The following is a 26,628-nucleotide window of genomic DNA, read 5'->3' on the forward strand; positions in this document are numbered from 1 at the left end:
AAGGAGGGCACGCATGGCTTCCCGCAAGGAATATGAGATGCTATTCCAGCTCAATGCGCAGCTGGGAAGTAGTTACAGCGGAACTTTCAGCAAGGCCCAGCAGCAGTTGGTGGCCATGCAGAAAGAGATCCAGGCCCTCAGCAAGACCCAGAGCGATATTTCCGCATATCAGAAACAGCAGCAGTCGGTGGAGGCGACCCGGAACAAGCTGGCTCTGCTCCAGAAGCAGTATGACAATATCCAGCGCGAGATCAAGGAAACCGGGGAGTATTCCTCCGACCTGCAAAATAAGCTGCTGTCCAAGCAGCAGCAAATCGACCGCACCACGGCGTCCCTGAATCAGCAGACCCAGAAGCTCCAGCAGATGGACTCCGCCCTGCGCGAAGCGGGCGTTGACACCAGCGCACTTGAAAAAGAGAGCGCCCGCCTGGGGACGCAGATGGGCGAGCTGAAAGCCAAGCAGGAGGAGGCCGCCAAGGGCGCTCAGAACTTCGGCACACAGTCCGTCGAGGCCTTTAATGCCGTCGGCAATGCCATCGTCGCAGCGGGCGTTGCAACCGCCCTGAAAGAGATCTCCGAGGCGTACATGGAATGTGTGCGCACGGCGGGCGACTTTGAATACGCCATGTCCAATGTCGAGGCTCTGTCCGGGGCCACCGGCGACGAGATGGCCGAGCTGAGCGCGCTGGCCAAAGAGCTGGGCGCGACCACCAAATTCACCGCCGAGGAATCCGCCGACGCCATGGGTTACATGGCCATGGCCGGATGGGACGCGACCGAGATGCTTAACGGCATGGACGGCGTGTTGCAACTGGCCGCAGCGTCCGGTGAGGACTTGGCCATGGTGTCTGACATTGTCACCGACAACCTGAGCGCATTCGGCCTCACAGCGGCGGATACGGCACACTTCTCCGATGTCCTGGCAGCAGCAGCGACGAGTTCCAACACCAGCGTTTCCATCATGGGAGAGACCTTCAAGAACTGCGCCTCTATCGCGGGCGCCTTGGGGTACAGCGTCGAAGATGTGGCCGTCGCTGTCGGTCTGATGGCCAACAGCGGCGTCAAGGGCAGCGTTGCCGGCACAGCCTTGAAGAACACCTTTAACGGGCTCCTGGAGGGCGTCACCCTCACCAGCAACGCATTCGGTGAGTATGAGTATTCCGCCATCAAAGCAGACGGCACCATGAAGAGCTTTGGCTCTACCATCGACGAGCTGCGCGGATACTTCGACCAGATGACCGAGGCCGAGCGCGTCAACAACGCCATGGCCATCGCCGGCGCGCGCGGCTACAACGGCCTGCTGGCTATCCTCAATGCGACCGAGGAGGACTACGGCTCCCTGACCGCCACCATCAACGACTGCTCCGGCGCGGCCCAGCGCATGGCTGACATCAAGCTCGACAACATGAACGGCGAGCTGGTGCTGATGCAATCCGCCTGGGACGGCCTCAAAATGAGCATCGGCGAGCAGTTCACGCCGGTCATGCGCGAATTGTACGCGGTGGCCGCTGACCTGTTCGGCGGGATCAGCAAATTCATAAGCCAGCACCCGGCGCTGGTCAAGGCTATCGCCGCGTTCGTGGCCGTCGTCGGCACGGCAGTCGTCGCCCTGACCGCCTATGCAGCGGTAGTGAAAGTAATTCAAGCGCTCAACCTTGCCTCTCTTTTCACTGTCGCGGGGCCAATTATGCTGGCAGTTGGTGCAGTTTCCGCGCTGACCGCCGGAATCGTTGCCCTGGTATCCGCCGCCAACGAGGGCGTCCCCTCTGTCAAAGAGCTGACCGAGGCCGCCCGGGAGATGGGCGAAACGATGGAGGACGCCAAGAGCGCCTATCAGGAAACCGCTACGGCGATCATGGCCGCCGCCGGTGTCGCGGACACCTACATCTCCAAGCTGGAGGAAATGGGCGACTACGCCAGCCTCTCCACCGAGGAACAGCAGCAGTATCACAATACCCTGGCTCTGCTCTGCCAGGTCGTCCCGGAGCTGGCAGATCATATCGACCTGGAGACCAACAGCATCGAGGGCGGCACCGAGGCCCTGCGCGCCAACACCGAGGCGTGGCGGCAAAACGCCATGCAGCAGGCGTACCAGGACCAGCTCACCGCCATGTACGAAAGCTACTCCGCCGTGCTGATCGAGGCCGAGCAGAACAGCATCGGACTGACCAAGGCACAAGCTGACCTGGATACGGCCAACCAAAAGCTCACCGACACCTATGCGCGCATGGACGAGCTGTGGGCCGATGCCCAGGAACAGGCGGATGCCTACTACGAAGAGTACGGCTGGTATGCCGATGCCACCAGCTTTTTGACCGATGAATACTGGGATCTGCAAGATTCCATCTATGACACCAACGACGAGATCCGCATCGCGGAGAAGTCCATCAAGAATTACAACAAGGCCATGGAGGAGGACGCCGAGGCGGTGGCCGAGGCCGAGGCCGAGATCGCGTCCGCCGAAGAGGCCGTGCAGAGCTTGATGGCAGCGACCGAAACCGCCACCGGCGTATCCGAGGAAGCCGCCCAGCAGACAGCCGAACTGAACGGCGCAATCGAGAGCGTCACCAGCCGCATGGCCGAGCTGACCGAAGCGTACAACGAGGCCTACGGCGCGGCATATAGCAGCATCAGCGGCCAATATGCCCTTTGGGACGAGGCGGCCGCCGTAGTCGAAACCAGCGCCAGCATCATCAACTCCGCGCTGGAGAGTCAGATCACCTACTGGCAGGACTACAATGCCAACCTGCAATCCCTGACCGACCGGGCCGGGGACATCGAGGGCCTGAGCGACATGATCGCGTCCTTTGCGGACGGCAGCGAGGAAAGCGTCAACGCCATCGCCGGCATGGCCAGCGCCAGCGACGAGGATCTGGCCGCAATGGTGGCCAACTGGCAGGAACTTCAGGCACAGCAGGAGGAAGCCTCCGGCAGCATCGCAGACCTCAAGACCGACTTCACCGCCACCATGGACGAGTTGCAGGAAGAGCTTGCCGCCGATATCGAGGCCATGGACCTGGGGACTGAAGCTGCGGAGAGCGGCAAGGCCACCATCCAGGGCTTCATTGACGGCGCGGCAGCCATGCAGCCGCAGGTGGAGGCGGCTTACTCCCGCATCGCGCAGGCAGCCATTGACGCCATCGACGCCAAACTGGACATCCACAGCCCGTCCCGCGTCATGCAGGAAAAGGCAGATATGACCTGGGCCGGTTACATCAAGGAAACCGAAGCTCTGGAGCCGGATCTGCAAAAGGCGATGTCCGAAGCCATTGGCGCCGGCGTGGACGCTGCGAGCGCCGACAGCTATCAAATCATGGCCTTTGCCCCGCAGCTGCTCTCCGCGCTGTCCGGCATGACCGCCGGCGGGGCGCTCAGCGCCATAGACGGCGGCTACGGCGGAGGCATCCAGCTCCAGGTAATCTTTGAGATTGCCGGGAACGCCACGCCGGAAACCGTTGAGGCGCTGCGCGATTACGGAGATGACTTTGCCGAGCGCGTGCTGGCGGTCATCGAAGAGGCGGACGCAGACAGAAGGAGGGTGACGATTTGAGCAAGACCTATACCACCGTCCAGGGGGACATGTGGGACACCATCGCCTTTACCCAGCTTGGGGATGTGGCCTACACGGATAAGCTCATGCAGCTGAATTCGCAATACCTGGACTACCTCACTTTCCCCGCCGGCGTCACGCTCAAACTGCCTGACCCCGTCGCCAACCCCAGCAGCACATTGCCCCCGTGGAAGCAGGTGGCCGGATGAGCGATAAGAACATGGCCAGGCGCGCGCTGGTCCAGATTTCAGCGCAGGGGGCGGATATCACCAAGGACATCCGCCCCTACCTGGATTCGCTCACCTACATCGACAACGAGGAGGACGAATCCGACGACCTGCAAATCAAGCTCCATGACCGGGAGGGGATCTGGCTTACCAAATGGATTCCCGCCATGGTCGACGCGGCGGCCTCTGTCGGCGCAGGAGAGGCCGCAGGAGGCGGAGGAACCACCAGCTACAAGGTAACTCCCAAGATAGGGCTGAATGTCCGCTCCGGGCCGGGAACGAGCTATTCCCGCTATGGGGCGCTGGTGTGCGGGACGGTCATTCAAGTCAAGTCCATTGAGAACGGATGGGCGTCCATCGACTACAACGGCAAATCCGCCTATGTCAGCGCCAGCTACATCACGCAGACCGGCGAGAGCAGCGAGGCAGCACCGGCCGCGGCCGGCAAGACCGGCTTCAAGCTCCAGGCCGTCATCATCCGCCAGAACTGGAACGGGGACGGCTCGGACAAGGTGCTGGACTGCGGGCAATTCGAGCTGGATACCGTGGCCGCGAGCGGCCCGCCCAGCTCCCTGACCTTTAAGGCGGCCGCGCTGCCTTTTTCCTCTCAGATCCGCCAGACCAAGAAATCCAAGGCGTGGGAGGCGTACAACCTGTCCGGCATCGCCAATGAGATGGCGGCTGGCAACGGCATGACCTGTATGTTCCTCTCCGTCAGCGACCCGTACTATGAGCGCGTGGAGCAGAGGAACGAGAGCGACATCTCGTTCCTCTCCGTCCTGTGCCACGGCGCGGGCATCTCTCTAAAGGTTACCAACAATCTTCTGATCCTGTTCGACCAGGCCGACTATGAATCCAAGCCGGCCGCCTTTACGATTCGCAAAGGCGGGAACAGCTACACCAAGTACAGTCTGAACATCGGCACGGCGGAGGCGCAGTATTCCTCCTGCCGCGTCAGCTATGTGCAGCCGAGCGGCGCCTGCATCGCGGCGGTGGCCAAGGTGGAGGATTACAAGGAGGACGCGAAGAACAACCAGCAGCTGGAGATCACCGCCAAGGTGTCCAGCGTGGGCGAGGCCAAGACCCTGGCCGAGAAATATCTGCGGCTGCATAACAAGTACGCCAAGACCGCCACCTTCACGATGCCCGGGAACCCGGACATCGTCGCCGGCGTGACCATGACCCTGGAGGGCTGGGGCGCCTGGGACGGCAAGTATATCGTGAAGCAGGCGAAGCACACCGTTTCCGGCAGCGGCTACACGGTGCAGGTAACGCTCCGGCGAGTATTGGAGGGATACTGATGGACGACGCCATCCTCGAAAGACTTGTCCAGGTCGGCACCGTAACCGACATCAAAAGCGGCCAGCGGAAGGCCCGCGTCAAGTTCCGCAACACGGGCATCACATCGGACTGGCTCCCTGTGATTCAGCACTACGGCGCGAATTTCTACATCGAGCCGGATATGGAGCATACGCATGTCATCACCGACACCTACACCGGCGGCGGCTCCGCAAGTACAGAGCCGGCGCACGACCATCTTCCCGGCTCCCATCTGACCTATTGGATGCCCAAAGTCAATGACACCGTCCTCGTCCTGTACCTGCCGGTGCGGGACGGGGACGGCTACATCTTAGGGGGGATCTGATTATGGCCATTATCGGATGTCTGGGCGAGGTCGTCTTTGAAGTGTCGTCCAGGACAGTCGAAACCATCGACAATGTGAAATGGGGCGGCTCCGCGCGCTACGCCACGCACCAGCGCCACGGCATGAACGCCCTGACCGAGTTCACAGGCCTGGACCCCGACACCATGAGCTTCGAGATTACCCTGTCCGCCTACCTGGGCGTTGACCCCATCGCCGAGGTCGTCAAGATTTGGAACTATGAGCGCAACGGCATCGCCGTTCCGCTCGTCATCGGGGACAAAGGATATGGCAAATACCGATGGTCTGTCCTCAGCCATGAGATGACGATGCAGACCTTCGATATCCACGGCAATGTCACCAGCGCCAAGGTGACAATCAGCCTGCAAGAGTATTTGAGGGGGTGAGCAGGAATGAGCTATACCGTATCCGCCGCTGACCTTACGCGGGTGCAGCTGAACGAGGAGGAAACCATCGCCTCTGTGTGCCAGAATGTGGCCCTGATCCTGGCCACCCGCCAGGGGACATGCCCCTTGTATCGCGGCTTCGGCCTGCCGCAGCGTTTTGTCGATAAGCCCATGCCCGTGGCCAAGGCGATGCTTTTCTCCGAGGTCAAAGAGGCCGTGGAAGAGTATGAGCCGCGGGCCGAGGTCATCAATGTTTTCTTTACCGACGACCCAGCCTCCCCCGGGCGGCTGATTCCCACAGTGGAGGTGAACATCATTGAGTCGTAATACCGATTATCAGTTTGTGCCGACGGACACCGAGACCGTGGAGGCGCAGCTGATTTCCCTGTATGAGAGCATCACCGGCGTGACCGTCCGGCCAGCAAGCCCGGAGAAGCTCATTATCCAGTTTGTCGCTGCTGTCGTCATCCAGGAGCGCGCCATCAACAACCGCACCGGCAATCAGAATATCCCCAGCCGCGCGGAGGGGGAGAACCTGGACGCGCTGGCCGAGCTGATCTCCATGGCCCAGCGGCCACCCGCCCAGCCCGCCGTCTGCACCGAGCGATTCCATATCTCCGAGGCGCAGCAGAGCGCGGTGCTGATCCCGGCGGGCACCCGCGTGACCGACTCCAGCAGCACCCTCATTTGGGAGACCATCGCGGACGCCTATGTGGAGATCGGCAGCACCTATGTGGATGTCCCCATCCGGTGCCAGACCGCAGGCGTCGCGGGCAACGGCTATGCCATCGGGCAAATCAACACCTTCGTTGACCTGTACGATTACTGCTCCGAATGCTCCAATACCACGGTCTCCGACGACGGCGCAGACGCCGCCTCTGACGATGAATTCTACGCGCTCATGCGCGCCTCGATGGACGCGTTCTCCACCGCCGGCGCCATGGGCAGCTATGTGTACTGGGCCAAGAGCGTCAGCACGGAGATTGCCGATGTCGTGGCCAACAGCCCCAGCGCGGGTGTCGTCAAACTGTACGCGCTTATGAACGACGGCACCCTGGCCACCGAGGAAACCAAGCGAGCCATGCTCGCGGCCTGCACCGACGCCACCCGGCGGCCGCTGACAGACCATGTCCTCTCCGCCGACGCGGAGCAGAAGGACTATGACATCACATTCACCTATTACATCCAGTCGGACTCCGAAAAGAGCGCCGAGGCTATCCAGGCCGATGTTGACGCCGCCGTGAAGCAATACACCGCCTGGCAGTGCGCCAAGTTTGGCCGGGACATCAACCCGGACAAGCTGCGGGAATACCTGGCCGGCGTCGGCATCAAGCGGATCGTCCTCACCGCCCCGGAGTTCACCGTGCTGCACACGGGTACCGAGCTTGACGAGGAAACGCACCTTGCCAAGTACACGCCCCAGGTGGCCAAGGTCGGGAAAATCTCCGTGACGAATGGGGGCTATGAAGATGAATGACGCCCACGGCATCACCGCCGACAATCTGCTCAAAGCATTCCCGCCGGCGCTCACCGGCGACGAGAGCATCACGGCCATGGCCGCCGCCATCTGCGCAGTCCTAGCCGCGCGCGTGCCGGAGATAGCCAGCATCTCCATCTACTCCCGCATCGACGAGCTGCCCGAGGATCTGTTGGACATCTTGGCCAAGGACTTCAAGGTGGACTGGTGGGACGCCGACTACACCTTGGAGGAGAAGAGAGCCACGCTAAAGAACAGCTGGCGCGTACACCGCATGCTGGGGACGCCCGCGGCTGTCATCACCGCCATCTCCGCCATCTACCCGGAGACGCAGATCTCCGAATGGTGGGAATACGGCGGGGAGCCGTATCACTTCCGGCTGCAGCTGGACGCGACCTACCAGGGCGTCAATCCCGAGAAGCACGCCCGCGTGCTGGAGCGTGTGAACTTCTACAAAAACCTGCGTTCCGTTCTGGACGAGGTTGAATACTACGATGCGGGCGGCACCGCCACAGAGTACGCCTATGCGGCTTATCTCGGCAGCGAAATCGTTGACGGGGCCACCGCCGTCCGCTACTGATTGGAGGGACTTTTATGGCATGGACCGGAGTAATCACCAACGCCGGAAATGCGCTTTTGAGCCAGTGGGCCAGCGAAAAGACGCTGCACATTGACAGCGCCGCCGCCGGCACCAACAGGGTATCCGTCGCCACGCTGATGGCCCAGACCACCTTGGCCAGCCAGAAGCAGACGGCGAGCATCATTTCCGGGGAGCAGCTGGCCGCCGGGTATAAGGTCAAGCTTCAGATCACCGCGCCTGACGCCGGGTACAATCTGAGCCAGTACGGCATCTGGGGCCGCCTGGACGACGGCGGCTCTACGCTGCTCGCCCTGTTCCAGAACGACAGGGATATCCCGATTCCGAGCAAGGACGATTCCCCCGACTTCGTCTACACTTTCTACGCGCTCCTGGCCTTTGACAACACCGGCAAGCTGGAGCTGCACATCGACTCCAGCGCCGTGGTCACCCTGGAGACCGTCACGAAAATGGTCTCCGAGGCCGTTGCAACGAAGCAGGACAAGATTATGGTCGAGGGCTTGTTGAAGGGTGACGGCCAGGGGAACATCACCGCAGCGACGCCAGGAGAGGACTACGGGCTGCCTATGGTGTCCGGGCACGGCGCGCCCACGGAGGACACGGAGGCCGTTGTCGGGCAGCACTACTTTGACGAGGACAGCGGCAAGGAATATGTCTGCACGGAGAAGTCGGAGGAAGGCAAGACCACCTGGAAGCAGGCCGGGGCCACCGACGCCGATGACCTGACCTACAACGGGGGGCGGCTGAGCGATGCCCTTGACGCCATGGGCAAGGCCATTGACGGGGCCAAACCCCTGACCGGCACCAGTGACCCAGACGAGCATACCAAGGGCGCAGTCGGCCAGACCTATCTCAACACCGAGACCGGCCAGACCTTCGTCTGCACCGAGGCGGACGACGAGAGCGGTACCTACACCTGGACGGAGAGCGGGGGCGGCGGCGTGAAGCCGCAGATCACCGTTACCGTGGCCACCGGCTCCGAGGTCACCTGTACCTGCGGCGAAACCGTCCTGCGCGGGACGAGCGTGGACGGGACCTGCGTGTTCAACCTCCCCCGATACGGCACCTGGGAGCTTCAAGCGACCCTGTCCGGCCAGACCTCCGACAAGGCGACCGTCGTGGTCGACCAGGTCAAGCAGTACACCGTCACACTGTCCTACTTCGCGGCCACCCTCGCCGTCACGGCGGAGAACGGCGCATCAGTCGAGGCGGTCAATGGGACGCACCGCTATACCGGCACCTGCGGCAGCAGCGGTACATGCGCCCTCACCGTCAACTACCCCGGCCAGTACACCGTCAAGGCCACCAAGGAGAGCTGCACTTCCAGCACCGCCACAGCCAATGTGACGGACAGCGGCGGCAGCTATACCGCAAAGGTGGCCTTTATCACGCTGACCGTCACCATCGACGCCGGGAGCAAACTGACGGTGAGCAAGGACAGCCACAGCTTCACCAACAATTCCACCACGGGAACGACCACGAAATTCTACTTGCCGGAGACCGGCACCTGGAAGGCCGTGGCCACCAAGGACGACCAGAGCGCCGAGGGAAGCGTGAACTGCTCCGCCTATCAGGGCTACACGCTGGAACTCAGCTATGTGAAGATCGTCGGCGTGTGCTGGACTTACAGCGGCACCTCCACCGCCTGCTCCAGACTGACCAAGACGGGCGACCCGAATCACCTGGTCAATGTGGACATCCTCACCGAGCCGAAGCCCGCCGTCGGCACCGGCACCGGCAGCTCCCCCTTTGACCAGCTCATGCCTTGGGCCGGCATGGAGGAGTACAATGTTTCCGGCAGCAGCTTCACCAAGAAGGGCTCCAACGGCTTCTCCCGGGCGAATGATACCGTGGTGCTGATCCCGGAGTATTACTTCCGAATCATCGACGATGCCGGCAGCAAGAAGCGGTATTTCTATGTCGCGGACAAGGCCAAGACCGGCTTCACCAAGCACCCCGGCTCCGGGAAGTATGTGGGCCGGTACAACACCAGCGGCAGCGTGAACGCCCAAAAGACGGTGACCGGGCAGGCCCCGCTTGCCAGCCAGACACGGGGCGCGTTCCGCACCGGCGCGAAGCAGAAGGGCGCCAAATGGCGGCTGTACGATTACGCCTCCTGGTGCGCGGTCTGGCTTCTGTTCTTGGTGGAGTTCGCCGATTGGGACAGCCAGAAGAAAGTCGGGCGCGGCTATGTGGACGGCAATTCCTCTCCGCATACCACCGGCGGCACGGACAGCATGAACTACCATACCGGCCGGGCGGACGGCACCGACGGCAAGACCCAGGTGCAGTATCGCCATATCGAAGATCCCTGGGGCAGCATCTGGGAGTGGATCGACGGCATCAACTTCAAGGAGCGCGTCGTCCATATCTGCCTTACCCCGGCCAACTATGCCGACGACACGGACTCCAACTACACGGCGGCCGGCATCACCCTTTGCGATAGCGGCTGGATTACGGAGATCGGCGCGAGCACCAATTTCCCGTGGGCGTTCCTCCCGACAAAGAACGGAGGAAGTGAAACGACCTGCATCCCGGACTATGTGCACTCGAGCACCGGCTGGAGAGTGCTGATGGTCGGTGGCCACTGCAGCAGCACCGGCAACGCCGGTCTCTGGTACTTCGACGCCGGCTACTCGTCCAGCTACAGCAGCAGCAACATCGGCGGGCGGCTCCTTGTAGATCCCTAATGGGGGACCGGGGGCCGCAGCCCCCGGAGCTTACAGGTCAGCAGCGCACCAGCGACAAGAGGCACCGGCCCCATGGGGGTCCGGGGGCGAAGCCCCCGGTTTATATATTTTTGAAATAACGGATTCCGTTATTTTCTGCCGTTTTTCCGCATGAGGCCAGCATCGCAGATATAATCAAGACGGGAATATCTGCGCAGCGCGTCGGGGTTCTGTTCCTGTGAACTCGAACACCGGCTGGAAAGTGCTGATGGTCGGTGGCAACTACAACAACACCGGCAACGCCGGTCTCTGGTACTTCAACGCCAACAACTCGTCCAGCAACAGCAACAGCAACATCGGCGGGCGGCTTCTTGTTTGCTCTCTTTTTGTCAATGCGCGGGTATCCCCTCACCGCTCGGTGAAAATTTTGTCGTCAGGACGGATCTTAGTAGGCCGCAAGGCTCGAACAGCGCCGCAGACAAACAAGGAGGGCTTATCCTGACATGCCGAAAAGAGTAGGCTATATCTACCAGCGAATGGAGGACCCCGCCTTCATCCGCCGGTGTATCCGCATCGGGACCCGTGAGAGCAAGAAGAAAAAGCGGAAGGATGTCCGCAAAGTCCTGGTCAACACGGATCTCTACATAGAGCGGATGCAGTCCATCGTCCGGGAGCGCAGCTTCAAGCCGGAGACGCCCCGGAAGAAAACCATTTACGACCCTTCCAGCCAGAAATGGCGGGACACATTCCGGGTGTCCTTTTGGAAGGACGGACTCATGCACATCATGGTCTGCCAGGCCATGATGGATGTCCTCATGCGCGGGATGTCGCCGTGGTCATGTTCCTCCGTCCCCAACCGGGGCGGGAAGCGCATCCACAAGCGGCTGCGCCACGCCATGCAGGACAGGCCGAAGCAGAGCGCCTATGCCAGCGAAGCCGATGTCAAGAGCTACTATGATTCCATTCCCCTGGATCGGCTGATGTCCGCCCTGGAGCGGAAGGTCAAGGACAAGGAATTCCTGCTGCTGGTGGCCATCTGCATCACCTGCGAGCAAATCACCCTGCGGGAAGCCCTGGACAGGGGCCTCTCCTGGCGCGACATCACCCGGGGGCGCGTCGGCCTGTATATCGGCCTTTACATCGACCAATGGCTGGCCAATTTCTACCTGGAGCCGCTTGACCGCATGCTCCTGGCTCACCCGGGCGTGAAGTTTACGACCCGGCACATGGACAACATCGTGGCCACCGGGCCGAATAAGAAGCTGCTCCACGCCGCCATGCGGGAAACGGCGCGGGTGCTTCAGACCCTGGAGCTGAGGCTAAAAGGGGACTGGCAGGTGTACCGCACCACCTTTACCCGCAAGGCGCAGCGGCGCCGGCTCACCATGACAGACCGCCAGCGGCAGCTCCGGCACCCGCGAATGGTAGCAGCGGTCGGCTACCGCTTTGGCCACAGCTACATCACCATGCGCAAGCGGAATTTCCTCCGCTTTACCCGCCAATGCCGGCGGGTGCAAAAGAAGCTGGATTCCGGCCAGCCGATATCCTACAACCAGGCAACCGCGCTGCTCAGCCGGATCGGGCAGCTCAAGCATTGTGACAGCCACAATGTGCGCATCAAATATGTTGACCCCATAGGGGTACGAAACTTGAAGGAGGTCGTGCGCTATGAAGGTAAGAGGCGACTTGCCGCCCAGCGGCGCCTTTACGCTGGAGGAGCAGCCTAAAAAGCCGGGCTTTTTCCTCGTCCGCTTTTATGAGAACGCCAGGCAGTTCCAGGAGGACCATGACGGGCTGACCATCAAGGGCTGGGAGTATGACGAGTATCACCTGGAGCTGGCCGACACCGGCAGCTTGCAGGAGGACATCGCCAGCAACTTCGACACCCTGTTGGAACAGGCCAAGGCCGCAGATCCCGGCGGCGAGCCTGGAGACCTAGAGGGCCGCGTGTCCTACCTGGAGGAGAACTCCGCCAGCAAGGACGATGTGCAGGCCGTCTGGGACCAAATGGCCACCGCGTACAGCGAGGGGGTGAACCAGGCATGAACAGCAGCCAGGAGATGATCTTGGAGATGATGCGCGCCCGCGGCCGTGCCGACGCCCTGGATCTGCGCGCCCGCTCCGCCGACATGGACGGCACCGCCCTGATTGCCGAAGAGGACAAGGTGCCAGCCTTCGACCCGCAAAAGGATTACTCCAGCTGGCCCCGGGGTGCGCCGGTGCAGGACGAGGGCCAGGTCTGGACGCTTCTCCAGCCGTACAATGCCGCCCATTATGAGGGGCGGCCCTCCGGCCTCCGGTCAATCTGGGGGCTGGCACATACCAAAGACCCCGCGCGGGCGAAGCCCTATGTGGCTCCGCTCGGCACCAGCGGCGTATACATGACCGGGGAGTGCTGCACAGATCCCGACGCAGAGAACCCCGCCGCCGTCTACCGCTCCAAGGTGGACAACAACGCTTTTTCCCCCAGCGCCTACTCGGCCAACTGGGACCGGGTAGAGTAACAAAACAGAGCGCCAAGGCAGCCCCTCCGGGGGCTGTCTTTTTTGCGCCCCCAGGAGGTATGAGTATGACCATCGAAACCCTTTTTGTCGCGGTCCTCCCGTCGCTTTGCGTCAGCATCGCCATGTTGCTTATCAATGCCCGCTGGAAGAAACGGGAGGAGGAAACCGACGCCCGGGCCAACGCCCGGAAGAAAGAAAGCCTGTTGTCCTTGGAGATGCAAATGGCCACAGCCAAGATGTCCTACGCAGTGGCCATGGCCATGAAAAGAGGCCACGCCAACGGCGAGGTCGAGGACGCGGTTGATGCCTACGAAAAGGCCAGGGCCAAATACCTGGCTTTCCTAAATGAACAGGCGACCGACCATCTGAATTGAGGAGGAATTGTTTATGAGCATCAAGGACAAAGTCATCAAGCGGCTGGCCAGCGTGAAGTCCATCGTCACTCTGACCCTGACCGCCGTATTTGCCTATCTGGCCGTTACCGGCAATATCGCTCAGGATTTTATGACCATCTACGCGGTTATTATTGCGTTCTATTTCGGGACGCAAAGCCAGAAATCCTCCGGCGATTCCAGCGGCGAGGAGGGCTGACATATGACTGCCGTTGAAAGGCTCCTTGCTACCGCCCGCGCCGAAATCGGCTATCTGGAGAAGGAGACCAACAAAGACCTGGACGACCCTACCGCAAATGTCGGAGACAACAACTGGACCAAGTATGCCCGCGACCTGGACGCCCTGGGCGTCTACAACGGCCGCAAGAACGGCTATGCCTGGTGCGACATGTATGTGGACTGGGTCTTTATCAAGACCTTTGGCCTGGATCTGGGTATGCAGCTGACCTGCCAGCCGATGGGCGGCTATGGCGCCGGCTGCACCAGCTCCGCGCAGTATTACAAGAACAAGGGGCAGTTCTACAAGAGCAGCCCCAAGCCCGGCGATCAGATTTTCTTCACGGATGACGGGGGCAAGACCATGGCGCACACCGGCATCGTGGAAAAGGTCGAAGGTGGCCGCGTCTATACCATCGAAGGGAATACCTCCAGCCTGCCCGGCGTCGTCCCGAACGGGGGCGCCGTCCGCGACAAGAGCTATTCCCTGAGCTATGCTCGCATCGGTGGCTATGGCCGGCCGGATTACTCTATCATCAAGGAGGAAGAGGAAATGGATCAGGAGAAATTCAATGAGATGTTCCAGAAGGCCATGGCCGAGTACCGTGGCAAGCTCCAGGACAACGACAGCGGCGAATGGAGCGAAAAGGCGCGCCAGTATGCCATCGAGCAGGGTATCTTCTCCGGCGCCGGCCCGGGGCCGGACGGTCTGCCCAATTACATGTGGCAGGACTTCTTGACCCGGGAGCAGGCGGCCATGCTGCTGTACCGCTTCGCGGAGATCCACGGCTTGGTCTGATGGGTGGCCGGCATGAAGCCCCGAAGCGGGGCGGGGCGCGCGTCCAAAAAGCGGCGCGTCTGAAGCTGGGCTTTACCAATGCCATGGCTCTGATGCTTATCCTGCTGCTGGCAGCCGGACTTGCAGGGGGCTTCGTGTTGGCCGTCCTGAGCATCCGGCACCAGTACACCGGCGCGCTCGCCTGCTGGACGGTGGCGTTTACCCCCATCGGCACCGCCGTTTCCATCGTCCTGGCGCGCATCGTAGATAAGAGCAGGGACGAAAACACCGGTGCGGACGGCAAAGGGATAAAGTTTGCAGCAGCAGAAGCCTCCGGCTTTGTCGAGCCGTCGGGCGCATTCCAGGACAGTCCCCCAATTTGATATCCCCCAGACATGAGAAGCCCCCTCGCAGGATTTTCCGTCCTGTGAGGGGGCTTTTTCTTTTTGCCCGTTTCCGCGCCCTCTGCGCGATTGTCCGCCCTGGGAGGGTAGTAACCCGCCGCCAGCGAGAAACGGCTGTTGCAACTGATGTACGGGGGCGCTGCGGGGCTTTTATTCTGCCTTAGTGATTGCGGCGCGGTATTCCTGTTCGCTTATCTCCGCCCACCCGGCCTCTTCCAAATCCCCGAAGCCGTTGTAGACATCTTCCAGCACCAGGCTTCCGCGCTCGTCCACGATGACGCCGGCCGCCTCGTCGCCGTATCGCTCATGCTCCAGGAGGAACAGGTGCGAATGGGTGGCCTTTGCGCCGCCCTCCGGCGTGTCCTCGACCCAGGCAAAATAGCCCTCGTCGATGACATACCAGGTGCCGACATGACCGGCAACGCGGATATGGTCGCTGTCCCTGGCAATCATGGCTCAGTCCGCCCCCTTCCCATGCAGATAGCAGTCGGCGGTGCCGTCCGGGGAGAGGCACGCCCGGGGCTCGCCGGGGCAGCCGACACAGGTGCCGCCCTCGTCTGGCCGCCAGAACGGGCAGCAGTCCTCGCCCCGGATCATGCGCTTGTGGGTGTCGTCATGCCGCATGGCCGCCCCGGGTCGGGCAACGGCCCAGTCCCGGAGGGGGAGGCTTTCCCCGGCAAACTCCCTGATGGCTTCATCCATTCCGCAGGCGTCGCAGATGTAAACGGCGATGTGGCGGCTCAGGGCGTTGGTATGCAGGCGGTCTTTGACCGTGAAGCGGCCGCACCGGGGGCAGAAGTGCGTCCCGTCGGTCTGCACCGCGGCGAAGGCCTCAATGGCCTTCTTGGCGGCGATGGCGTCATTGACGCCCTGGGAGAAGTGTTCGTAACTCATGCTCAAGCTCCTTTCTGTGCTTCGGCCGCAGCGTCCAGCAGCGGCACCGTGCGGAATCTGAAATCGGCGTATCCCTCCAGGATTGTGTCCAGGTATCGCTTGGACGGCGGCTCAATCTTGTGCCCGGGCGTCATGACATAGGCCATGGCCTCGACCATCCGCCCCCGCACCTTGACCACGAAAAACTGCTTGGTGTAGAGCCGGGGGTAGCCCTCATACCAGTCCAGGGCCGCCTCGTCGTTCTGGCTGACGGCCCAGATGCCTACGGGGACGCACTCCCCGCGGCAGGGCTCGATGTTGGCCACCCCGGAGCGGCTGTTTCCCCGGAAGGTCAGCTTGTAGTCCTGGATGACGGTGGAGCCGACCACGATGGCGTCCGGGCAACGCTGGAGCATCTGATTCACATTGAGATTGCTCCCGTAGGCGATGTAGTATCTGCGCTTCATTCTGAGACCTCCTCTGTGATAACGATATCGTCCAGGTCATACAGCCGGGCCGGATACTTGGCCCGCCGCAGCTCATTCAACAGGGCCTGGGCCTCGTCCCAGGTCTTGGGGGCGTCGTACTCATACCGGCCGACCTTGCGGAAGGTGCGGGCGTCGATGACGGTAAATATCAACACAGCAGCTCGCCCCCTTACTCGTCGTCCTCGTCGTCCTCGTCGGCCTCCACTTCCTCGAAGCAGGCCTCGGTGATGCCGCCGTAGGTGTACCGCCTATCGAAGCCCAGGAAAACCGGGGTGTCCTCGTCATACTGCTCCAGAGCGGCAATCAGCTCTCCCACGGTCATGGTGCGCCGCACCTGGTCGGTGCCGTATCCCTCACGCTCGGTGTCGATAATCAGCTTGGTTTTCATTTCGTGTCCCTTTCTCGCCTGCCATCATCAGCGCCGGGAGGCGATCCCCGGTCGGACGGGCCAGCGGCCCGTTTCGGCATTCAGCCCAAGTCGATTCCGTAATCGTTCCCGGTTTCGATGCGGTAGAGATTCAGGAGCAGCCCCAGCTTGACCTCCAGCGGATCCAGTATGTTCTGGATTAGGGCGCGCAGCTCGTCGGTGTCGGCTACCTCCAGCTTCTCCTTGTAGGGGGCCATCTTCCCGGAAATCTGTTCGATGGCCAGGGCGATGATCTCCGTGTGCGTGATTTTCGGTTCCTCGTTCTTTCTTCTTGCCATGGTCGTATCCTTTCTCCCCGTGTGGCCGATAGGGCAGCCAAGTCTTTACGCTACCACAGCCTCGGTGCGGGGCTGGAACGCGGCGGTGAGATGCTGCCGGCAGGTCTTGAACTCGGGGCCGGTCAGGCCGAGGCGCTTCGTGAGGACGCCGTTCATCAGGGCGGCCTTCCGGTCGGCGGTGTAGCTGGCGCAGCTCTTGAAGTAGAGCTTGGTGTCCTGACACTCAATGGCCCAGGCGCTCATGGCCAGACAAAACTGGACATAGGCCTTAATCTTCCCGGCGTGGGTGGTGCCATTGAACAGCCGGAACTCAACCGTCCCCTTCGTAAAGAACGCGTGGAGGTTGATGCCGTGGTACCGGCTGGAGTTATAGTGCTGGTGGTCGATGCCGCCGGTATAGCCATCGTTGGCGCGGCTGTACCAAATGCGCTCCAGGCTGTCCTTGCTCTTTTCGCTGTCCCGCTTCATGGCGGCCAGGAGGGTGCGATTCATCTTCTGGCACCAGCGGTTTGCCCGGGAGCCAATCTCCAGCGCCTCGTAGAAGAGGTCCTGCCGGCCAACGGCGAAGTTCATCAGGCGGGTCAGGCTTTCGGGGGGGTGGTTGGCGCCGTCAACATGGACATGGATGCCGCAGGAATCGTTGGCGATGGCACCGGCGGCCCGGAGGGCGCGGACGATATTCTGCAGGTCGTCCATATCTTCGTACTGGAGGACGGGGGTGACGACCTCACAGGAGTAATCCCGGCCGGCGTTGACCCGGCCACCGGCGGCCTTCCGCTCGGTGCGGATGCTGCCATCGGACATGGCTTTCCAGGTGCGGCCCTTGCGGTCGGTGGCGGTGTAGGTGTCGTAGTAGGTGCCGCCGTAGCGGGTGGTGGTCCCGAAGTAGTTGGCGATGACCTTGGCGGCCTCGATGCGGGAGATGCCCGTCAGCTCGATTTCTACGCCAAAGTTCTGCTTCTTCATCATGTCGTACATTTTCGTTACCTCCGTATTTTGTTCTGATTTATCAAAACTTTGTTTTGTGTCCTCGTCATCTATACGATACCATGGGCCAACTGTCTTGTCAACACTTTTTTTCGATTTTACGAAAAAAAGTTTTGACAAGTCGAAACTGTTGTGATAGAATGGCGATACGGAGGTGATTTGCATGGTAAGCTACAAACCGCTGTGGCACACGCTGATTTCGCGGGACATGAAGAAGATGGACTTGGTGAGCCGGGGAATCGTCGGGCGCTCCACCCTGGCAAAGATGGGGCGGAATGAGTATGTCGCGCTGGAGGTCATCGACAGGATCTGCACAGACCTGGACTGCTCCATCGCGGAGGTCGTCGAGGTCACCCGCGCCAGCGCAGCAGATAAAGAAAGCCCGGACGCATAAAGCGCCCGGGCTGGGGAGTGTGGCCTATTTCGGCCGTTTATGTAATGGCGCGCCGGTGCGCGTCTTAACCCTCACATCGGAGTTGTCCTCGCGGGTAATCAGCTCGGACAGCTCGCAACCAAGGGCTTCACATATCAGGTCGAGATGTTCCAGGTTGACTCGTTCCGCAATCTCATGGTACAGGTCGTTGATGGTCGATGGCCTGATCCCTGTTTTGCGGGCGAGATCCGCTTGCGTCCATCTCCGTTCGCCAAGACGGGTAGACAGTAAAATCCTAATCATAGCCATGCTCCTTTACGGTAGATTCTAACTGCAATTTTAGAATCTCGCTGGCTTTTGTTAGAAAATAACCGTATTCGTTAGGGCAGAGAGCAAAAACGGGCCATCTGCATGGAAAGGCACCATGCAGACGACCCGTTTTTTTATTTTTCCGTCTTGGTAAACGGAAGAGCCAGAACGAATACGCCGCCGACCATGTAGATGGTCGCGCCGTGGTTCGTCTGGCTCTGCCTTGGTGGAGGTGGGGGGAGTTGAACCCCCGTCCGAAAGCACTTTAACGGGACTTTCTCCGGGCGCAGACGGTTATTGCGGGGATCCGCTCCCCTGTTCCCCTTCCCCCGGGCAAGCCGTCACGCCAGGGGGGCGGGTGAGAGTCATGATGCGTGGGCAGGTCAACTCTTTCCCGCCTCACGGACGCCACATCAACGACGCCTTCCCCGGCCTGTGGCCTCTCCGGTTCAGACGGCTGCCTTAATTAGGCAGCAACAGCAACAGTGTTGTTGTTATTTAATTTATAAATTGCCCATTTTATGGATGTTAGGCGCATCCGCCCGCTTGTCCCGCCTCCATACCCCCGTCGAAACCGGTACACCCCCTCATCGTCGGAGCAAACTGCGCTCCACTCGCTCCCGGCTGCCGCCGAGAGCTTGCAGCGCTCCGTTGCCCCTCCTCTCAAAATCGAACCCACTTTGTTGGGCTTCGATTTTGGTTTGGACGTGAGTTGCGCTTTGGCAAACTGCGCTCCACTCGCTCCCGGCTGCCGCCGAGAGCTTGCAGCGCTCCGTTGCCCTTCCTCCAAGCGCAAACGCTCCGCTGATTTGCGCTTGGAACACAGGGGTATCCCTTGCGGAAGGTGTCCGCAGGATTTACTACTGGAATCATAACACATTTCGCAGTCGAATTGTGTTACGATTCCGTAACGTTTTTAAAAAATCAGGTTTTCGCGAATTTGACCATCAGCTTCACGGGGGTCAGCTTCGCCAGGACCCGGTAGAACTTGTAAAACAGCCTGGGCGTGTAGATGGTCCGTCCGGCCCGCGCGGCGCGAAGAGCGCCTCCAGCCACTTGCACCTGATCACAGTAGGGCAGGGTCTCGAACATTTTGGAGTTGCCGATGATGTTGCCCAGATCCAGGAACTCAGTCCGCATGGGGCCGGGACATACTGCCGTCACGGTGATCCCTTTCTCCCGCAGCTCCTCGGCGGCGCCGATGGTGAACGCGGACACGTAGGCCTTGGAGGCGGAGTACACCGTCATCCGGGGATTGGGGCAGAAGGAAGCAATGGAGGAGACGTTCAGGATGCGGCTGCCGGAGACCATGTAAGGGACGGTCATGTTGGTGATGGCCGTCAGCGCCCGCAGATTCAAGTCGATCATCCGGGTCTGGGCGGCGGTCTCCATCTCGCCGATATTGCCAAGATATCCGCAGCCCGCGTTGTTCACCAGCAGGGCTACCTCCGGCTGTTCCTCCGCCAGCTTCTGCTGGATGGCCATAAAGCTCATGGTGTCGCACAGGTCCAGCGGCAGGCAGGCCACAGTTTTATCCGGCAGCGCCGCCGCCAGTTCCTCCAGCCGGTCCGCCCGGCGCGCGATGAGCCAGTACTGCTCGATCTCCGGGAACACGTCCCCGACCTGCCGGACGAACTCCCGTCCCAGTCCAGAGGAAGCGCCGGTGATGATGGCTGTTTTCATAAGGCTGTCCCTCCTTAAAATCGGAATTAGGAAAGAGGAGTTAGGAATTGATACGGATCACTCTTCAAACAATTTCATTGTTTGATTGGGGCCGCTTATGCGGCCCCGGCGGCGAAGCCGCCTGTGATGAAAGTCCATACTTTTCCTGCACAGCGCAGTGCGCCGCAATAAAAAACTTTTTAAAGTTTTTTATCAGGAAACAGTAGGAACATGAAATTTATAAATTTCTAACGCCTCATTTCTCATTGTTTCAGTGCGTCTCCGGCTCTGGGTACTCCACACACTGGGTATCCACCCGGATGGAGGCGATGACCACATCCTTCTTGGGCTTGTCGTTCATCATGTTCCGCTGGACCCGGGAGATGTCGATGGCGATGTCGGTCCCCTCGGTGATCTGGCCGAAAGCGGCGTACTGGCCGTCCAGATGGGGCGCAGGGGCCACCATGATGAAGAACTGGCTGCCGGCGGAGTTGGGGGCCATGGTGCGGGCCATGGACAGCACGCCGGTGGTGTGCTTCAGGTCGTTCTGCTTGAAGCCGTTGGCGGCAAACTCGCCGTTGATCTCATAGCCGGGGCCGCCGCAGCCAGAGCCACTGGGGCAGCCGCCCTGGATCATGAAGCCGGGTATGACCCGGTGGAAGATCAGGCCGTCATAAAAGCCCTTGTTGGCCAGGGAGATGAAGTTGTTGACGGTGTTGGGGGCCTTCTCGGGATACAGCTCCCCGGTCATGACCCGGCCGTCGGCCATGGTGATGGTAACAATGGGATTGGACATGGTGATTGGTTTCCTTTCTGTCTGATGATCTCTCAGTGATTTCGTTCCTTCATGGTCCGGTCGATCTCCCGGGCGGCGTCCCGCCTGGCAGAGGCGTCCCGCTTGTCGTAGTTCTTCTTGCCTTTGCACAGGCCCACCTCCAGCTTCACCCGGGCGTCCTTGAAGTAGACGCTCAGGGGAACCAGGGTATAGCCGTCCTGTTTGATGAGGGCGTGGAGCTTGCGGATCTCCCGCTTGTGCATCAGCAGCCGGCGGGTCCGGACCGGGTCCTTATTGAAAATGTTGCCCTTTTCATAGGGCGAGATGTGCATCCCGTGGACAAACAGCTCCCCATCCTTCACAGTACAGTAGGCGTCCTTCAGATTCAGCGTGCCGGCCCGGATGGATTTGACCTCCGTGCCCGCCAGTTCGATGCCGGCCTCGTACTTGTCCTCCACGAAGTAGTCGTGGAAAGCCTTGCGGTTCTGGGCCGCGATCTTGATCCCCCGTTTCTCCGTGGGGCTCACCTCCCTCTTGGAAAGTTTTTATAGTATAGCATATTTCCAGAAAAACCGCAAGAGCGAGAAAGCGCCGTTTTTCCGCTCAAACGGACAATTCCCGCCGCGGCCTCCGGTCTCCGCTGCCTTACGCGCCATACACCGCTGCCCCAAGAAGCGCCGAGACAACGATCAGGGTTATCGGCGAAGCTTTCTTTTTCAGGACGGGTCCAGAAACGGCCATGAGACCGGCCAGAACGGCTGTGAGCAGTACGGCCCGCGGCTCCAAAAGCGTTCCCCCATCGGGCGAAACGCAGTGGTCCAGAACCATGCGCACGCCTGTCGCAAGAATGATGCCGGCCACGCAGGGCTTCAGCCCGCGGAGGGCCGCCTGCACATACGGAGCGTCCAGCAGGTTTTTCAGCAGGACCATGACCAGCAAAATGATGATGAAGGACGGAAGCACCACGGCGGCGGTAGCTGTGACCGCCCCCAGGAGGCCGGCCTGGCTGCTGCCCACATAGGTCACCAGATTGACCATGATGGGGCCGGGCGTGCTCTCACTGACGGCGATCATATACGTCAGTCTCTCCTCTGTCAGCCAACCGTGGGACAGGACCACGTCCCGGATCAGCGGAATGGCGCCGTAGGCTCCGCCAAAGGCGAAGCAGCCCACCCGCAGGAAACCCAGAAACAGCTCAAGATACATCATGCGCCGCCTTTCCGCTTCAGCGTGCCGCCGGCCGCCGAAACAGCCAGGCTCACGGCGGCGGCCAGCAGCATCAGATCCACAGAAGCGAGCTTCCAATGGAAAACTGCAGCAAGGAGCGTCGCGGTGAAGGAGGCCGCCGCAATAACCCGGGGGAAAGCTTTGGCTTTCATTTTTTTGACCATGGTGAGCCCCGCGTCCAGGATCAGAAGTCCCACCGCGATCTTGATCCCCTGAAATCCATTGGCGATGAGGGAGATCTCCAGGACGTGATCCAGAAAGGCCGAAAGGATGCAGATCACCGCGAAGGCCGGGACCACGATCCCCACGGTCGCGGCCACAGCGCCGGGAAAGCCCGCCTGCCGGCGGCCCACGAAGGTAGCGCAGTTGATTGCGATAGGACCGGGCGTGGACTCCGCGATCACGGTCACGGTCATCATCTCGTCATGGGTGATCCACCGCTTCTGTTCCACGCAGATGTTTTCGATCATGGAGATCATGGCGTATCCGCCGCCAAACGTGAAAAGGCCGATCTTTGAAAAGGTCAAAAACAGGTCCGCCAGGATATTCATATGCCCTTCTCCTTCCTGAACTCGCACTGGCACGCCGTCCTGTCCCGATCCAGCGCCAGGGACCTCTGACGCAATTCCTCAAACAACGCCGCCAGCCCGTCCAGTGCCTCCTGCCTGGGAAAATAGTGGGTGTGGTAGCCGAATTTCTCGCCGTAGATCATCCCCGCCTCCCGCATCACCTTCAAATGCTGGGAGACCGCCGGTTCCGAGATCCCCAGCTTTTTTGAGAGGGACCGCACGCAGTGCCTCCGCTCCAGGAGGCAGGTCAAGATTCTGAAACGCATCGGTTCCCCCAGCGCCTTTAGCACCTTCTCTGGCTCCACTGGACGCCCTCCTTTTAATTAAGTATTCGCTTAATTATATCTCTTCCTTTGCAAGGAAGTCAACACCATATCAAAAGGCGCTGTCCTTCACCATCGGGCAAACATCTGACAATCCGGATCGCCTGGTCATGGGAACAGCGCAGATTCCTCCCCGCGAACGTTCCCGTCCCGCACCGCGTCCACGCAGTCTCTTTTGACAAGCCCGTCCAGGAATGGTATAATATGCAATATGATTATCCCCAGTAAAAGAGGTGCCATATGATGCCTATGGACTTAACGGAAAAAACGCTCAGCCGGGAGGACCGGTTTCAGGGCCGCATCCTGAGCGTCCATGTGGACCAAGTGCTGCTGCCCAACGGCGGCACCGCGGCCCGTGAGGTGGTGGACCACGTGGACGGCGTGGCGGTGCTGCCTCTGGACGAGCGAAACAATGTGCTGACGGTTACCCAATACCGCTATGTGTTCGGCAGGACCCTGCTGGAGATCCCGGCAGGCAAGCTGGACCCCGGCGAGGACCCGGCCACCGGCGCTCTGCGGGAGCTGCGGGAGGAGACCGGCGCCGTGCCGGGCACCTTCCTGCCCCTGGGCCGCATCCTGCCCTCTCCCGGCTGCTTCAGCGAAACGCTGCACCTGTTTTTGGCGAAAGACCTGCGCATGGAGACCCAGGACCTGGACCCGGACGAATTTTTAAATGTGGAGCGCATCCCCTTCGGCGAAATGGTCCACCGCTGCCTCAACGGCGAGATCGAGGATGCCAAAACAGTGGCCGCCGTGCTGAAGGCCAAGGTGCTTTTGAAGCTCTGACCCTGAACACTATCTCGTTTTTGGAGGTTCCCTATGGACAACCAGAAAACCGTCCTCATTGTGGAGGATGAAAAGAACATCGTGGACATCCTGCGGTTCAATCTGCAGCGGGAGCACTATCTCACCAGCGAGGCCTATGACGGCGAAGACGGCCTCAGCAAGGCCCGCGCCGAAAAGCCGGACCTGATCCTGCTGGATGTGATGCTGCCGAAGATGAACGGCTTCGACGTATGCCGCGCCCTCCGACAGGAGGGGGACAACGTGCCTGTCATCATCCTCACCGCTCGGGAGGAGGAGGCCGACAAGGTGTTAGGCCTGGAGATCGGCGCCGACGACTATATCACCAAACCCTTTTCCATGCGGGAGCTGATCGCCCGGGTGGGGGCCAACATCCGCCGCACCGCCATGGCGGCTCCTGCCGCGGCCACTGCCGCCGCCAGCGCCATGCCCGTGGCCGGGGACCTGTCCATCAACACCGACAGTCACCAGGTCTTTCGGGGCGGCAAGGCCATCGACCTGACCCAGCGGGAATATGAGCTGCTGACCTTCCTGGCCAGCCACCCCAACAAGGTGTATTCCCGGGTCGACCTGATGGAGCAGGTGTGGAACTACGGCTATGTGGGCGACGACGTGCGGACTGTGGACGTGACCGTCCGCCGCCTCCGCGAAAAGATCGAAGCGGACCCCGCCAATCCGGTGTTCATCCTGACCCGGCGGGGAGCGGGCTATTACTTCTCCGTGTGAGGGCATGGGAGGTGGACAAGTCCCCCTCCTGACCCCCATCCCCAGTGACATCGTTCATTGGGGGGTCGTCTGAGCTGCCTAATTTTCATTTCTGACTCCTGATGACGGGAGGTTTGTCATGTTCCGAAGCCTGCATATGAAGCTGACGCTGATCCTTTTGCTCCTGATCACCTCTCTGATGGCGGTGGTGGGCGCGTTTTTGACCACCAGCGTCACCAGCTTCTTCATTGATTCCTTCTATCAGCAGATGAACGGCGTATTTGGTGCGGAGAAGCGGGAATTTGTCGCCTCCCTGCGCAGCGAGGCCGCCCAGGAGGACGGCGCGGCCCGCATCCTGGACATGCTGGAGGTCACCGTGGGCGGTTCGCTGGGCATTGATTACAATACCCGCAACTGCTTCATCCTGGATGGCTCCACCGGGGCCTATATCACCGGCACCGCCAGCGAGGCCGTGCTGCCCCGGGAGCAGAGCGCCAACCTGCTGACCGCCCGCAACGCCGTGGTCCAGGGAGACGAGACCACCGTGGGCGACCAGAGCAATATCACCGCCGACTATATGGACGTGGCCATCCCCATCATGGGCGGCGGCAACGCCTTTATCATCTATATCCTGGACAACAAGGATACCGTCTCCGGCCTGAACAGCCAGCTGGTGCTCATCATCATGCAGGCGCTGGTCATCGGCCTGCTGATCTCCGTGCTGCTGAGCTTCCTGCTGTCCAAGACCATGGTAGGCCCCATTGAAAAGCTGACCGCCGGCGCCGAGCGGGTCGCCGCCGGCGATTTTGAAAGCGCCCTGCCGGTGGAATCCACCGACGAGATCGGCATCCTCACCGGCACCTTCAACGAGATGGCCGGCGTGCTGCAATCCACCCTGGCCGCTGTGGAAAACGAGCGGAACAAGCTGGATACCCTGTTCCTCCACATGACCGACGGCGTGGCGGCCTTCGACCACGAGGGGTGCCTGATCCACTGCAATCCCGCCGCCAAGGAGATGCTGCGCCGGGATATCCCCGACACCTGCTCTTATGACGAGCTGTTCGGGGAGCTGGACGTCTCCTTCCAGGAGGTGCTGGCCCTTCAGCGGCCCAACCACACTGAGAGCGAGATGCGGGTCGAGGACCGGACGCTGGAGCTGTATCTGGCGCCCTTCTCCGACCAGACCCAGGGCGGCGTGCTGATCCTGCTCCACGATGTGACGGAGCACCACCGCAACGAGGAGCGGCGGAAGGAGTTCGTGGCCAATGTGTCTCACGAGCTGCGGACCCCGCTGACCAATGTCCGCAGCTATGCCGAGACACTGCGGGACGCCAACGGGGACATTCCCCGGGAGACCTCCAACAGCTTTCTGGACATCATCATCACGGAGACCGACCGCATGACCCACATCGTCCAGGACCTGCTGACGCTCAGCCGCCTGGACGCGGGCAATGCGGAGCTGGTGCTCTCCCGCTTCCCCTTCGGGGACGCCATCGAAAGCGTGACCCGGGCCAACGCCCTGGCCGCCCGGCAGCGGGGCCACGAGCTGGTCTATGCCCCGGAGGAGAGCCTGCCCCTCATCGTGGGAGACCGCAGCCGCCTGGAGCAGGTGATGATGAACATTCTGGGCAACGCCATCAAATATACCCCCGACGGCGGCCACATCCGCGTCACCGCCGGAACGGCCGGGGACTCCGTGTGGATGGAGGTCTGCGACGACGGCATCGGCATCCCGGAAAAAGACCGGGAGCGCATATTTGACCGCTTTTACCGGGTCGATAAGGCCCGTTCCCGGGAATCCGGCGGCACGGGCCTGGGCCTCTCCATCGCCAAGGAGATCGTGCAGCGCCACCAGGGCAGCCTTGCCATCATGCCCCACGAGGGGCCCGGCACCACCATCCGGCTGACCCTGCCCATCTCTCAAGAGCGGGGCGGCGCTGCCCACGCCTGATAATCCTGATAAT

At 61.0% G+C, this 26,628-nt stretch carries 35 protein-coding genes and 2 other RNA genes; 21 read left to right on the forward strand and 16 right to left on the reverse strand.

Translation table 11 applies throughout. The features are described from left to right. Nucleotides 1-13 precede the first annotated feature (13 nt). The 17 genes from Q0Z69_RS07735 (at nucleotide 14) to Q0Z69_RS07815 (ending at nucleotide 14,843) form a co-directional block, all read left to right on the forward strand. Nucleotides 14-3,550 carry a phage tail tape measure protein gene (locus Q0Z69_RS07735; RefSeq protein WP_298031694.1) on the forward strand — a complete coding sequence of 1,179 codons (3,537 nt, stop codon included), beginning with the start codon at nucleotides 14-16 and terminating at the stop codon, nucleotides 3,548-3,550. Further along, nucleotides 3,547-3,759: a tail protein X gene (locus Q0Z69_RS07740; RefSeq protein WP_298031697.1), complete on the forward strand. Its 213-nt coding sequence runs from the start codon at nucleotides 3,547-3,549 to the stop codon at nucleotides 3,757-3,759. The genes Q0Z69_RS07735 and Q0Z69_RS07740 overlap by 4 nt, the downstream gene beginning before the upstream one ends. Continuing rightward, complete coding sequence (locus tag Q0Z69_RS07745) at nucleotides 3,756-5,078, forward strand: SH3 domain-containing protein (protein ID WP_298031699.1); 1,323 nt, start codon at nucleotides 3,756-3,758, stop codon at nucleotides 5,076-5,078. Before Q0Z69_RS07740 ends, Q0Z69_RS07745 begins: the two co-directional genes overlap by 4 nt. Then, nucleotides 5,078-5,422 (forward strand): hypothetical protein, encoded by a 345-nt coding sequence (locus Q0Z69_RS07750; protein ID WP_298031702.1) that lies wholly within the window; start codon nucleotides 5,078-5,080, stop codon nucleotides 5,420-5,422. The genes Q0Z69_RS07745 and Q0Z69_RS07750 overlap by 1 nt, the downstream gene beginning before the upstream one ends. A gap of 2 nt (nucleotides 5,423-5,424) precedes the next feature. Further along, nucleotides 5,425-5,826 carry a phage tail protein gene (locus Q0Z69_RS07755; protein ID WP_298031706.1) on the forward strand — a complete coding sequence of 134 codons (402 nt, stop codon included), beginning with the start codon at nucleotides 5,425-5,427 and terminating at the stop codon, nucleotides 5,824-5,826. Between the two features lie 6 nt (nucleotides 5,827-5,832). Continuing rightward, on the forward strand, nucleotides 5,833-6,153 hold the full coding sequence (locus Q0Z69_RS07760) for a GPW/gp25 family protein (RefSeq protein WP_298031709.1): 321 nt from the start codon (nucleotides 5,833-5,835) through the stop codon (nucleotides 6,151-6,153). Further along, nucleotides 6,143-7,303: a baseplate J/gp47 family protein gene (locus Q0Z69_RS07765; RefSeq protein ID WP_298031710.1), complete on the forward strand. Its 1,161-nt coding sequence runs from the start codon at nucleotides 6,143-6,145 to the stop codon at nucleotides 7,301-7,303. The genes Q0Z69_RS07760 and Q0Z69_RS07765 overlap by 11 nt, the downstream gene beginning before the upstream one ends. Further along, complete coding sequence (locus tag Q0Z69_RS07770; protein ID WP_298031712.1) at nucleotides 7,290-7,883, forward strand: phage tail protein I; 594 nt, start codon at nucleotides 7,290-7,292, stop codon at nucleotides 7,881-7,883. The genes Q0Z69_RS07765 and Q0Z69_RS07770 overlap by 14 nt, the downstream gene beginning before the upstream one ends. A gap of 14 nt (nucleotides 7,884-7,897) precedes the next feature. Then, complete coding sequence (locus tag Q0Z69_RS07775) at nucleotides 7,898-10,591, forward strand: hypothetical protein (protein ID WP_298031714.1); 2,694 nt, start codon at nucleotides 7,898-7,900, stop codon at nucleotides 10,589-10,591. Nucleotides 10,592-10,808: 217 nt separating this feature from the next. Continuing rightward, nucleotides 10,809-11,072, forward strand: a complete 264-nt coding sequence (locus Q0Z69_RS07780; RefSeq protein ID WP_298031716.1) for a hypothetical protein — start codon at nucleotides 10,809-10,811, stop codon at nucleotides 11,070-11,072. A 1-nt stretch (nucleotide 11,073) separates the two neighbouring features. Next, the gene (locus Q0Z69_RS07785) at nucleotides 11,074-12,297 is read left to right on the forward strand and encodes an RNA-directed DNA polymerase (protein ID WP_298031719.1); all 1,224 of its coding nucleotides are present in this window, start codon (nucleotides 11,074-11,076) and stop codon (nucleotides 12,295-12,297) included. After that, nucleotides 12,239-12,616: a hypothetical protein gene (locus Q0Z69_RS07790; protein WP_298031722.1), complete on the forward strand. Its 378-nt coding sequence runs from the start codon at nucleotides 12,239-12,241 to the stop codon at nucleotides 12,614-12,616. The genes Q0Z69_RS07785 and Q0Z69_RS07790 overlap by 59 nt, the downstream gene beginning before the upstream one ends. Next, nucleotides 12,613-13,074, forward strand: coding sequence for a hypothetical protein (locus Q0Z69_RS07795; protein ID WP_298031725.1), 462 nt, complete (start codon nucleotides 12,613-12,615; stop codon nucleotides 13,072-13,074). The genes Q0Z69_RS07790 and Q0Z69_RS07795 overlap by 4 nt, the downstream gene beginning before the upstream one ends. Before the next feature lie 65 nt (nucleotides 13,075-13,139). Further along, nucleotides 13,140-13,448, forward strand: a complete 309-nt coding sequence (locus Q0Z69_RS07800; protein WP_298031726.1) for a hypothetical protein — start codon at nucleotides 13,140-13,142, stop codon at nucleotides 13,446-13,448. A gap of 13 nt (nucleotides 13,449-13,461) precedes the next feature. Beyond that, a complete protein-coding gene (locus Q0Z69_RS07805; protein ID WP_367272264.1) occupies nucleotides 13,462-13,665 on the forward strand; it encodes a hypothetical protein in 204 nt (67 codons plus the stop codon). A gap of 3 nt (nucleotides 13,666-13,668) precedes the next feature. Further along, nucleotides 13,669-14,481, forward strand: coding sequence for a CHAP domain-containing protein (locus tag Q0Z69_RS07810; RefSeq protein WP_298031730.1), 813 nt, complete (start codon nucleotides 13,669-13,671; stop codon nucleotides 14,479-14,481). Beyond that, nucleotides 14,481-14,843, forward strand: a complete 363-nt coding sequence (locus tag Q0Z69_RS07815; protein ID WP_298031733.1) for a hypothetical protein — start codon at nucleotides 14,481-14,483, stop codon at nucleotides 14,841-14,843. The genes Q0Z69_RS07810 and Q0Z69_RS07815 overlap by 1 nt, the downstream gene beginning before the upstream one ends. Nucleotides 14,844-15,014: 171 nt before the next feature. Here Q0Z69_RS07815 and Q0Z69_RS07820 read toward each other — a convergent pair whose 3' ends face one another. The 8 genes from Q0Z69_RS07820 to Q0Z69_RS07855 form a co-directional block, all read right to left on the reverse strand. Continuing rightward, nucleotides 15,015-15,317, reverse strand: coding sequence for a hypothetical protein (locus Q0Z69_RS07820; protein WP_298031736.1), 303 nt, complete (start codon nucleotides 15,315-15,317; stop codon nucleotides 15,015-15,017). A gap of 3 nt (nucleotides 15,318-15,320) precedes the next feature. Beyond that, entirely contained in the window at nucleotides 15,321-15,758 is a 438-nt protein-coding gene (locus Q0Z69_RS07825; protein WP_298031739.1) for a hypothetical protein, read from the reverse strand. A gap of 2 nt (nucleotides 15,759-15,760) precedes the next feature. Continuing rightward, nucleotides 15,761-16,204, reverse strand: coding sequence for a gamma-glutamylcyclotransferase family protein (locus Q0Z69_RS07830; RefSeq protein ID WP_298031741.1), 444 nt, complete (start codon nucleotides 16,202-16,204; stop codon nucleotides 15,761-15,763). Further along, entirely contained in the window at nucleotides 16,201-16,380 is a 180-nt protein-coding gene (locus tag Q0Z69_RS07835) for a hypothetical protein (protein ID WP_298031744.1), read from the reverse strand. The genes Q0Z69_RS07830 and Q0Z69_RS07835 overlap by 4 nt, the downstream gene beginning before the upstream one ends. Before the next feature lie 14 nt (nucleotides 16,381-16,394). Next, a complete protein-coding gene (locus Q0Z69_RS07840; protein ID WP_298031747.1) occupies nucleotides 16,395-16,613 on the reverse strand; it encodes a hypothetical protein in 219 nt (72 codons plus the stop codon). Nucleotides 16,614-16,625: 12 nt separating this feature from the next. Beyond that, an RNA gene (locus Q0Z69_RS07845) (hammerhead ribozyme type II) lies at nucleotides 16,626-16,692 on the reverse strand. 1 nt (nucleotide 16,693) lies between these two features. Beyond that, nucleotides 16,694-16,930 carry a hypothetical protein gene (locus tag Q0Z69_RS07850; protein WP_298031750.1) on the reverse strand — a complete coding sequence of 79 codons (237 nt, stop codon included), beginning with the start codon at nucleotides 16,928-16,930 and terminating at the stop codon, nucleotides 16,694-16,696. Nucleotides 16,931-16,975: 45 nt separating this feature from the next. Continuing rightward, nucleotides 16,976-17,908: an amidoligase family protein gene (locus tag Q0Z69_RS07855; protein WP_298031752.1), complete on the reverse strand. Its 933-nt coding sequence runs from the start codon at nucleotides 17,906-17,908 to the stop codon at nucleotides 16,976-16,978. A gap of 172 nt (nucleotides 17,909-18,080) precedes the next feature. Between Q0Z69_RS07855 and Q0Z69_RS07860 the strand changes: the two genes are divergently transcribed. Then, the gene (locus Q0Z69_RS07860) at nucleotides 18,081-18,311 is read left to right on the forward strand and encodes a helix-turn-helix transcriptional regulator (protein WP_298031754.1); all 231 of its coding nucleotides are present in this window, start codon (nucleotides 18,081-18,083) and stop codon (nucleotides 18,309-18,311) included. 24 nt (nucleotides 18,312-18,335) lie between these two features. Here Q0Z69_RS07860 and Q0Z69_RS07865 read toward each other — a convergent pair whose 3' ends face one another. From Q0Z69_RS07865 to Q0Z69_RS07900, 8 genes are all read right to left on the reverse strand, one after another. Beyond that, nucleotides 18,336-18,593 (reverse strand): helix-turn-helix transcriptional regulator, encoded by a 258-nt coding sequence (locus tag Q0Z69_RS07865; protein WP_298031756.1) that lies wholly within the window; start codon nucleotides 18,591-18,593, stop codon nucleotides 18,336-18,338. A 230-nt stretch (nucleotides 18,594-18,823) separates the two neighbouring features. After that, nucleotides 18,824-19,186: a transfer-messenger RNA gene (gene ssrA, locus Q0Z69_RS07870) on the reverse strand. A gap of 337 nt (nucleotides 19,187-19,523) precedes the next feature. Next, the gene (locus Q0Z69_RS07875) at nucleotides 19,524-20,282 is read right to left on the reverse strand and encodes an SDR family oxidoreductase (protein WP_298031759.1); all 759 of its coding nucleotides are present in this window, start codon (nucleotides 20,280-20,282) and stop codon (nucleotides 19,524-19,526) included. Nucleotides 20,283-20,532: 250 nt separating this feature from the next. Next, nucleotides 20,533-21,057, reverse strand: coding sequence for a peptidylprolyl isomerase (locus Q0Z69_RS07880; protein WP_298031762.1), 525 nt, complete (start codon nucleotides 21,055-21,057; stop codon nucleotides 20,533-20,535). A 32-nt stretch (nucleotides 21,058-21,089) separates the two neighbouring features. Continuing rightward, complete coding sequence (gene smpB, locus Q0Z69_RS07885) at nucleotides 21,090-21,563, reverse strand: SsrA-binding protein SmpB (RefSeq protein ID WP_298031764.1); 474 nt, start codon at nucleotides 21,561-21,563, stop codon at nucleotides 21,090-21,092. A 118-nt stretch (nucleotides 21,564-21,681) separates the two neighbouring features. Further along, on the reverse strand, nucleotides 21,682-22,245 hold the full coding sequence (locus Q0Z69_RS07890) for a chromate transporter (RefSeq protein ID WP_298031766.1): 564 nt from the start codon (nucleotides 22,243-22,245) through the stop codon (nucleotides 21,682-21,684). Continuing rightward, entirely contained in the window at nucleotides 22,242-22,814 is a 573-nt protein-coding gene (locus Q0Z69_RS07895; RefSeq protein ID WP_298031769.1) for a chromate transporter, read from the reverse strand. The genes Q0Z69_RS07890 and Q0Z69_RS07895 overlap by 4 nt, the downstream gene beginning before the upstream one ends. Further along, on the reverse strand, nucleotides 22,811-23,137 hold the full coding sequence (locus Q0Z69_RS07900; RefSeq protein ID WP_298031771.1) for a helix-turn-helix transcriptional regulator: 327 nt from the start codon (nucleotides 23,135-23,137) through the stop codon (nucleotides 22,811-22,813). Before Q0Z69_RS07900 ends, Q0Z69_RS07895 begins: the two co-directional genes overlap by 4 nt. A gap of 258 nt (nucleotides 23,138-23,395) precedes the next feature. Between Q0Z69_RS07900 and Q0Z69_RS07905 the strand changes: the two genes are divergently transcribed. The 3 genes from Q0Z69_RS07905 to Q0Z69_RS07915 all read left to right on the forward strand — a co-directional run bounded on the left by Q0Z69_RS07905 (nucleotide 23,396) and on the right by Q0Z69_RS07915 (nucleotide 26,615). Continuing rightward, a complete protein-coding gene (locus Q0Z69_RS07905; protein ID WP_298031773.1) occupies nucleotides 23,396-23,941 on the forward strand; it encodes an NUDIX domain-containing protein in 546 nt (181 codons plus the stop codon). Nucleotides 23,942-23,974: 33 nt separating this feature from the next. Continuing rightward, on the forward strand, nucleotides 23,975-24,685 hold the full coding sequence (locus Q0Z69_RS07910) for a response regulator (RefSeq protein WP_298031775.1): 711 nt from the start codon (nucleotides 23,975-23,977) through the stop codon (nucleotides 24,683-24,685). A 118-nt stretch (nucleotides 24,686-24,803) separates the two neighbouring features. Further along, on the forward strand, nucleotides 24,804-26,615 hold the full coding sequence (locus Q0Z69_RS07915; protein WP_298031777.1) for an ATP-binding protein: 1,812 nt from the start codon (nucleotides 24,804-24,806) through the stop codon (nucleotides 26,613-26,615). Nucleotides 26,616-26,628: the final 13 nt, after the last annotated feature.

It is taken from the genome of uncultured Dysosmobacter sp. (assembly GCF_947631165.1).
Classification (GTDB): Bacteria; Bacillota; Clostridia; order Oscillospirales; family Oscillospiraceae; genus Oscillibacter.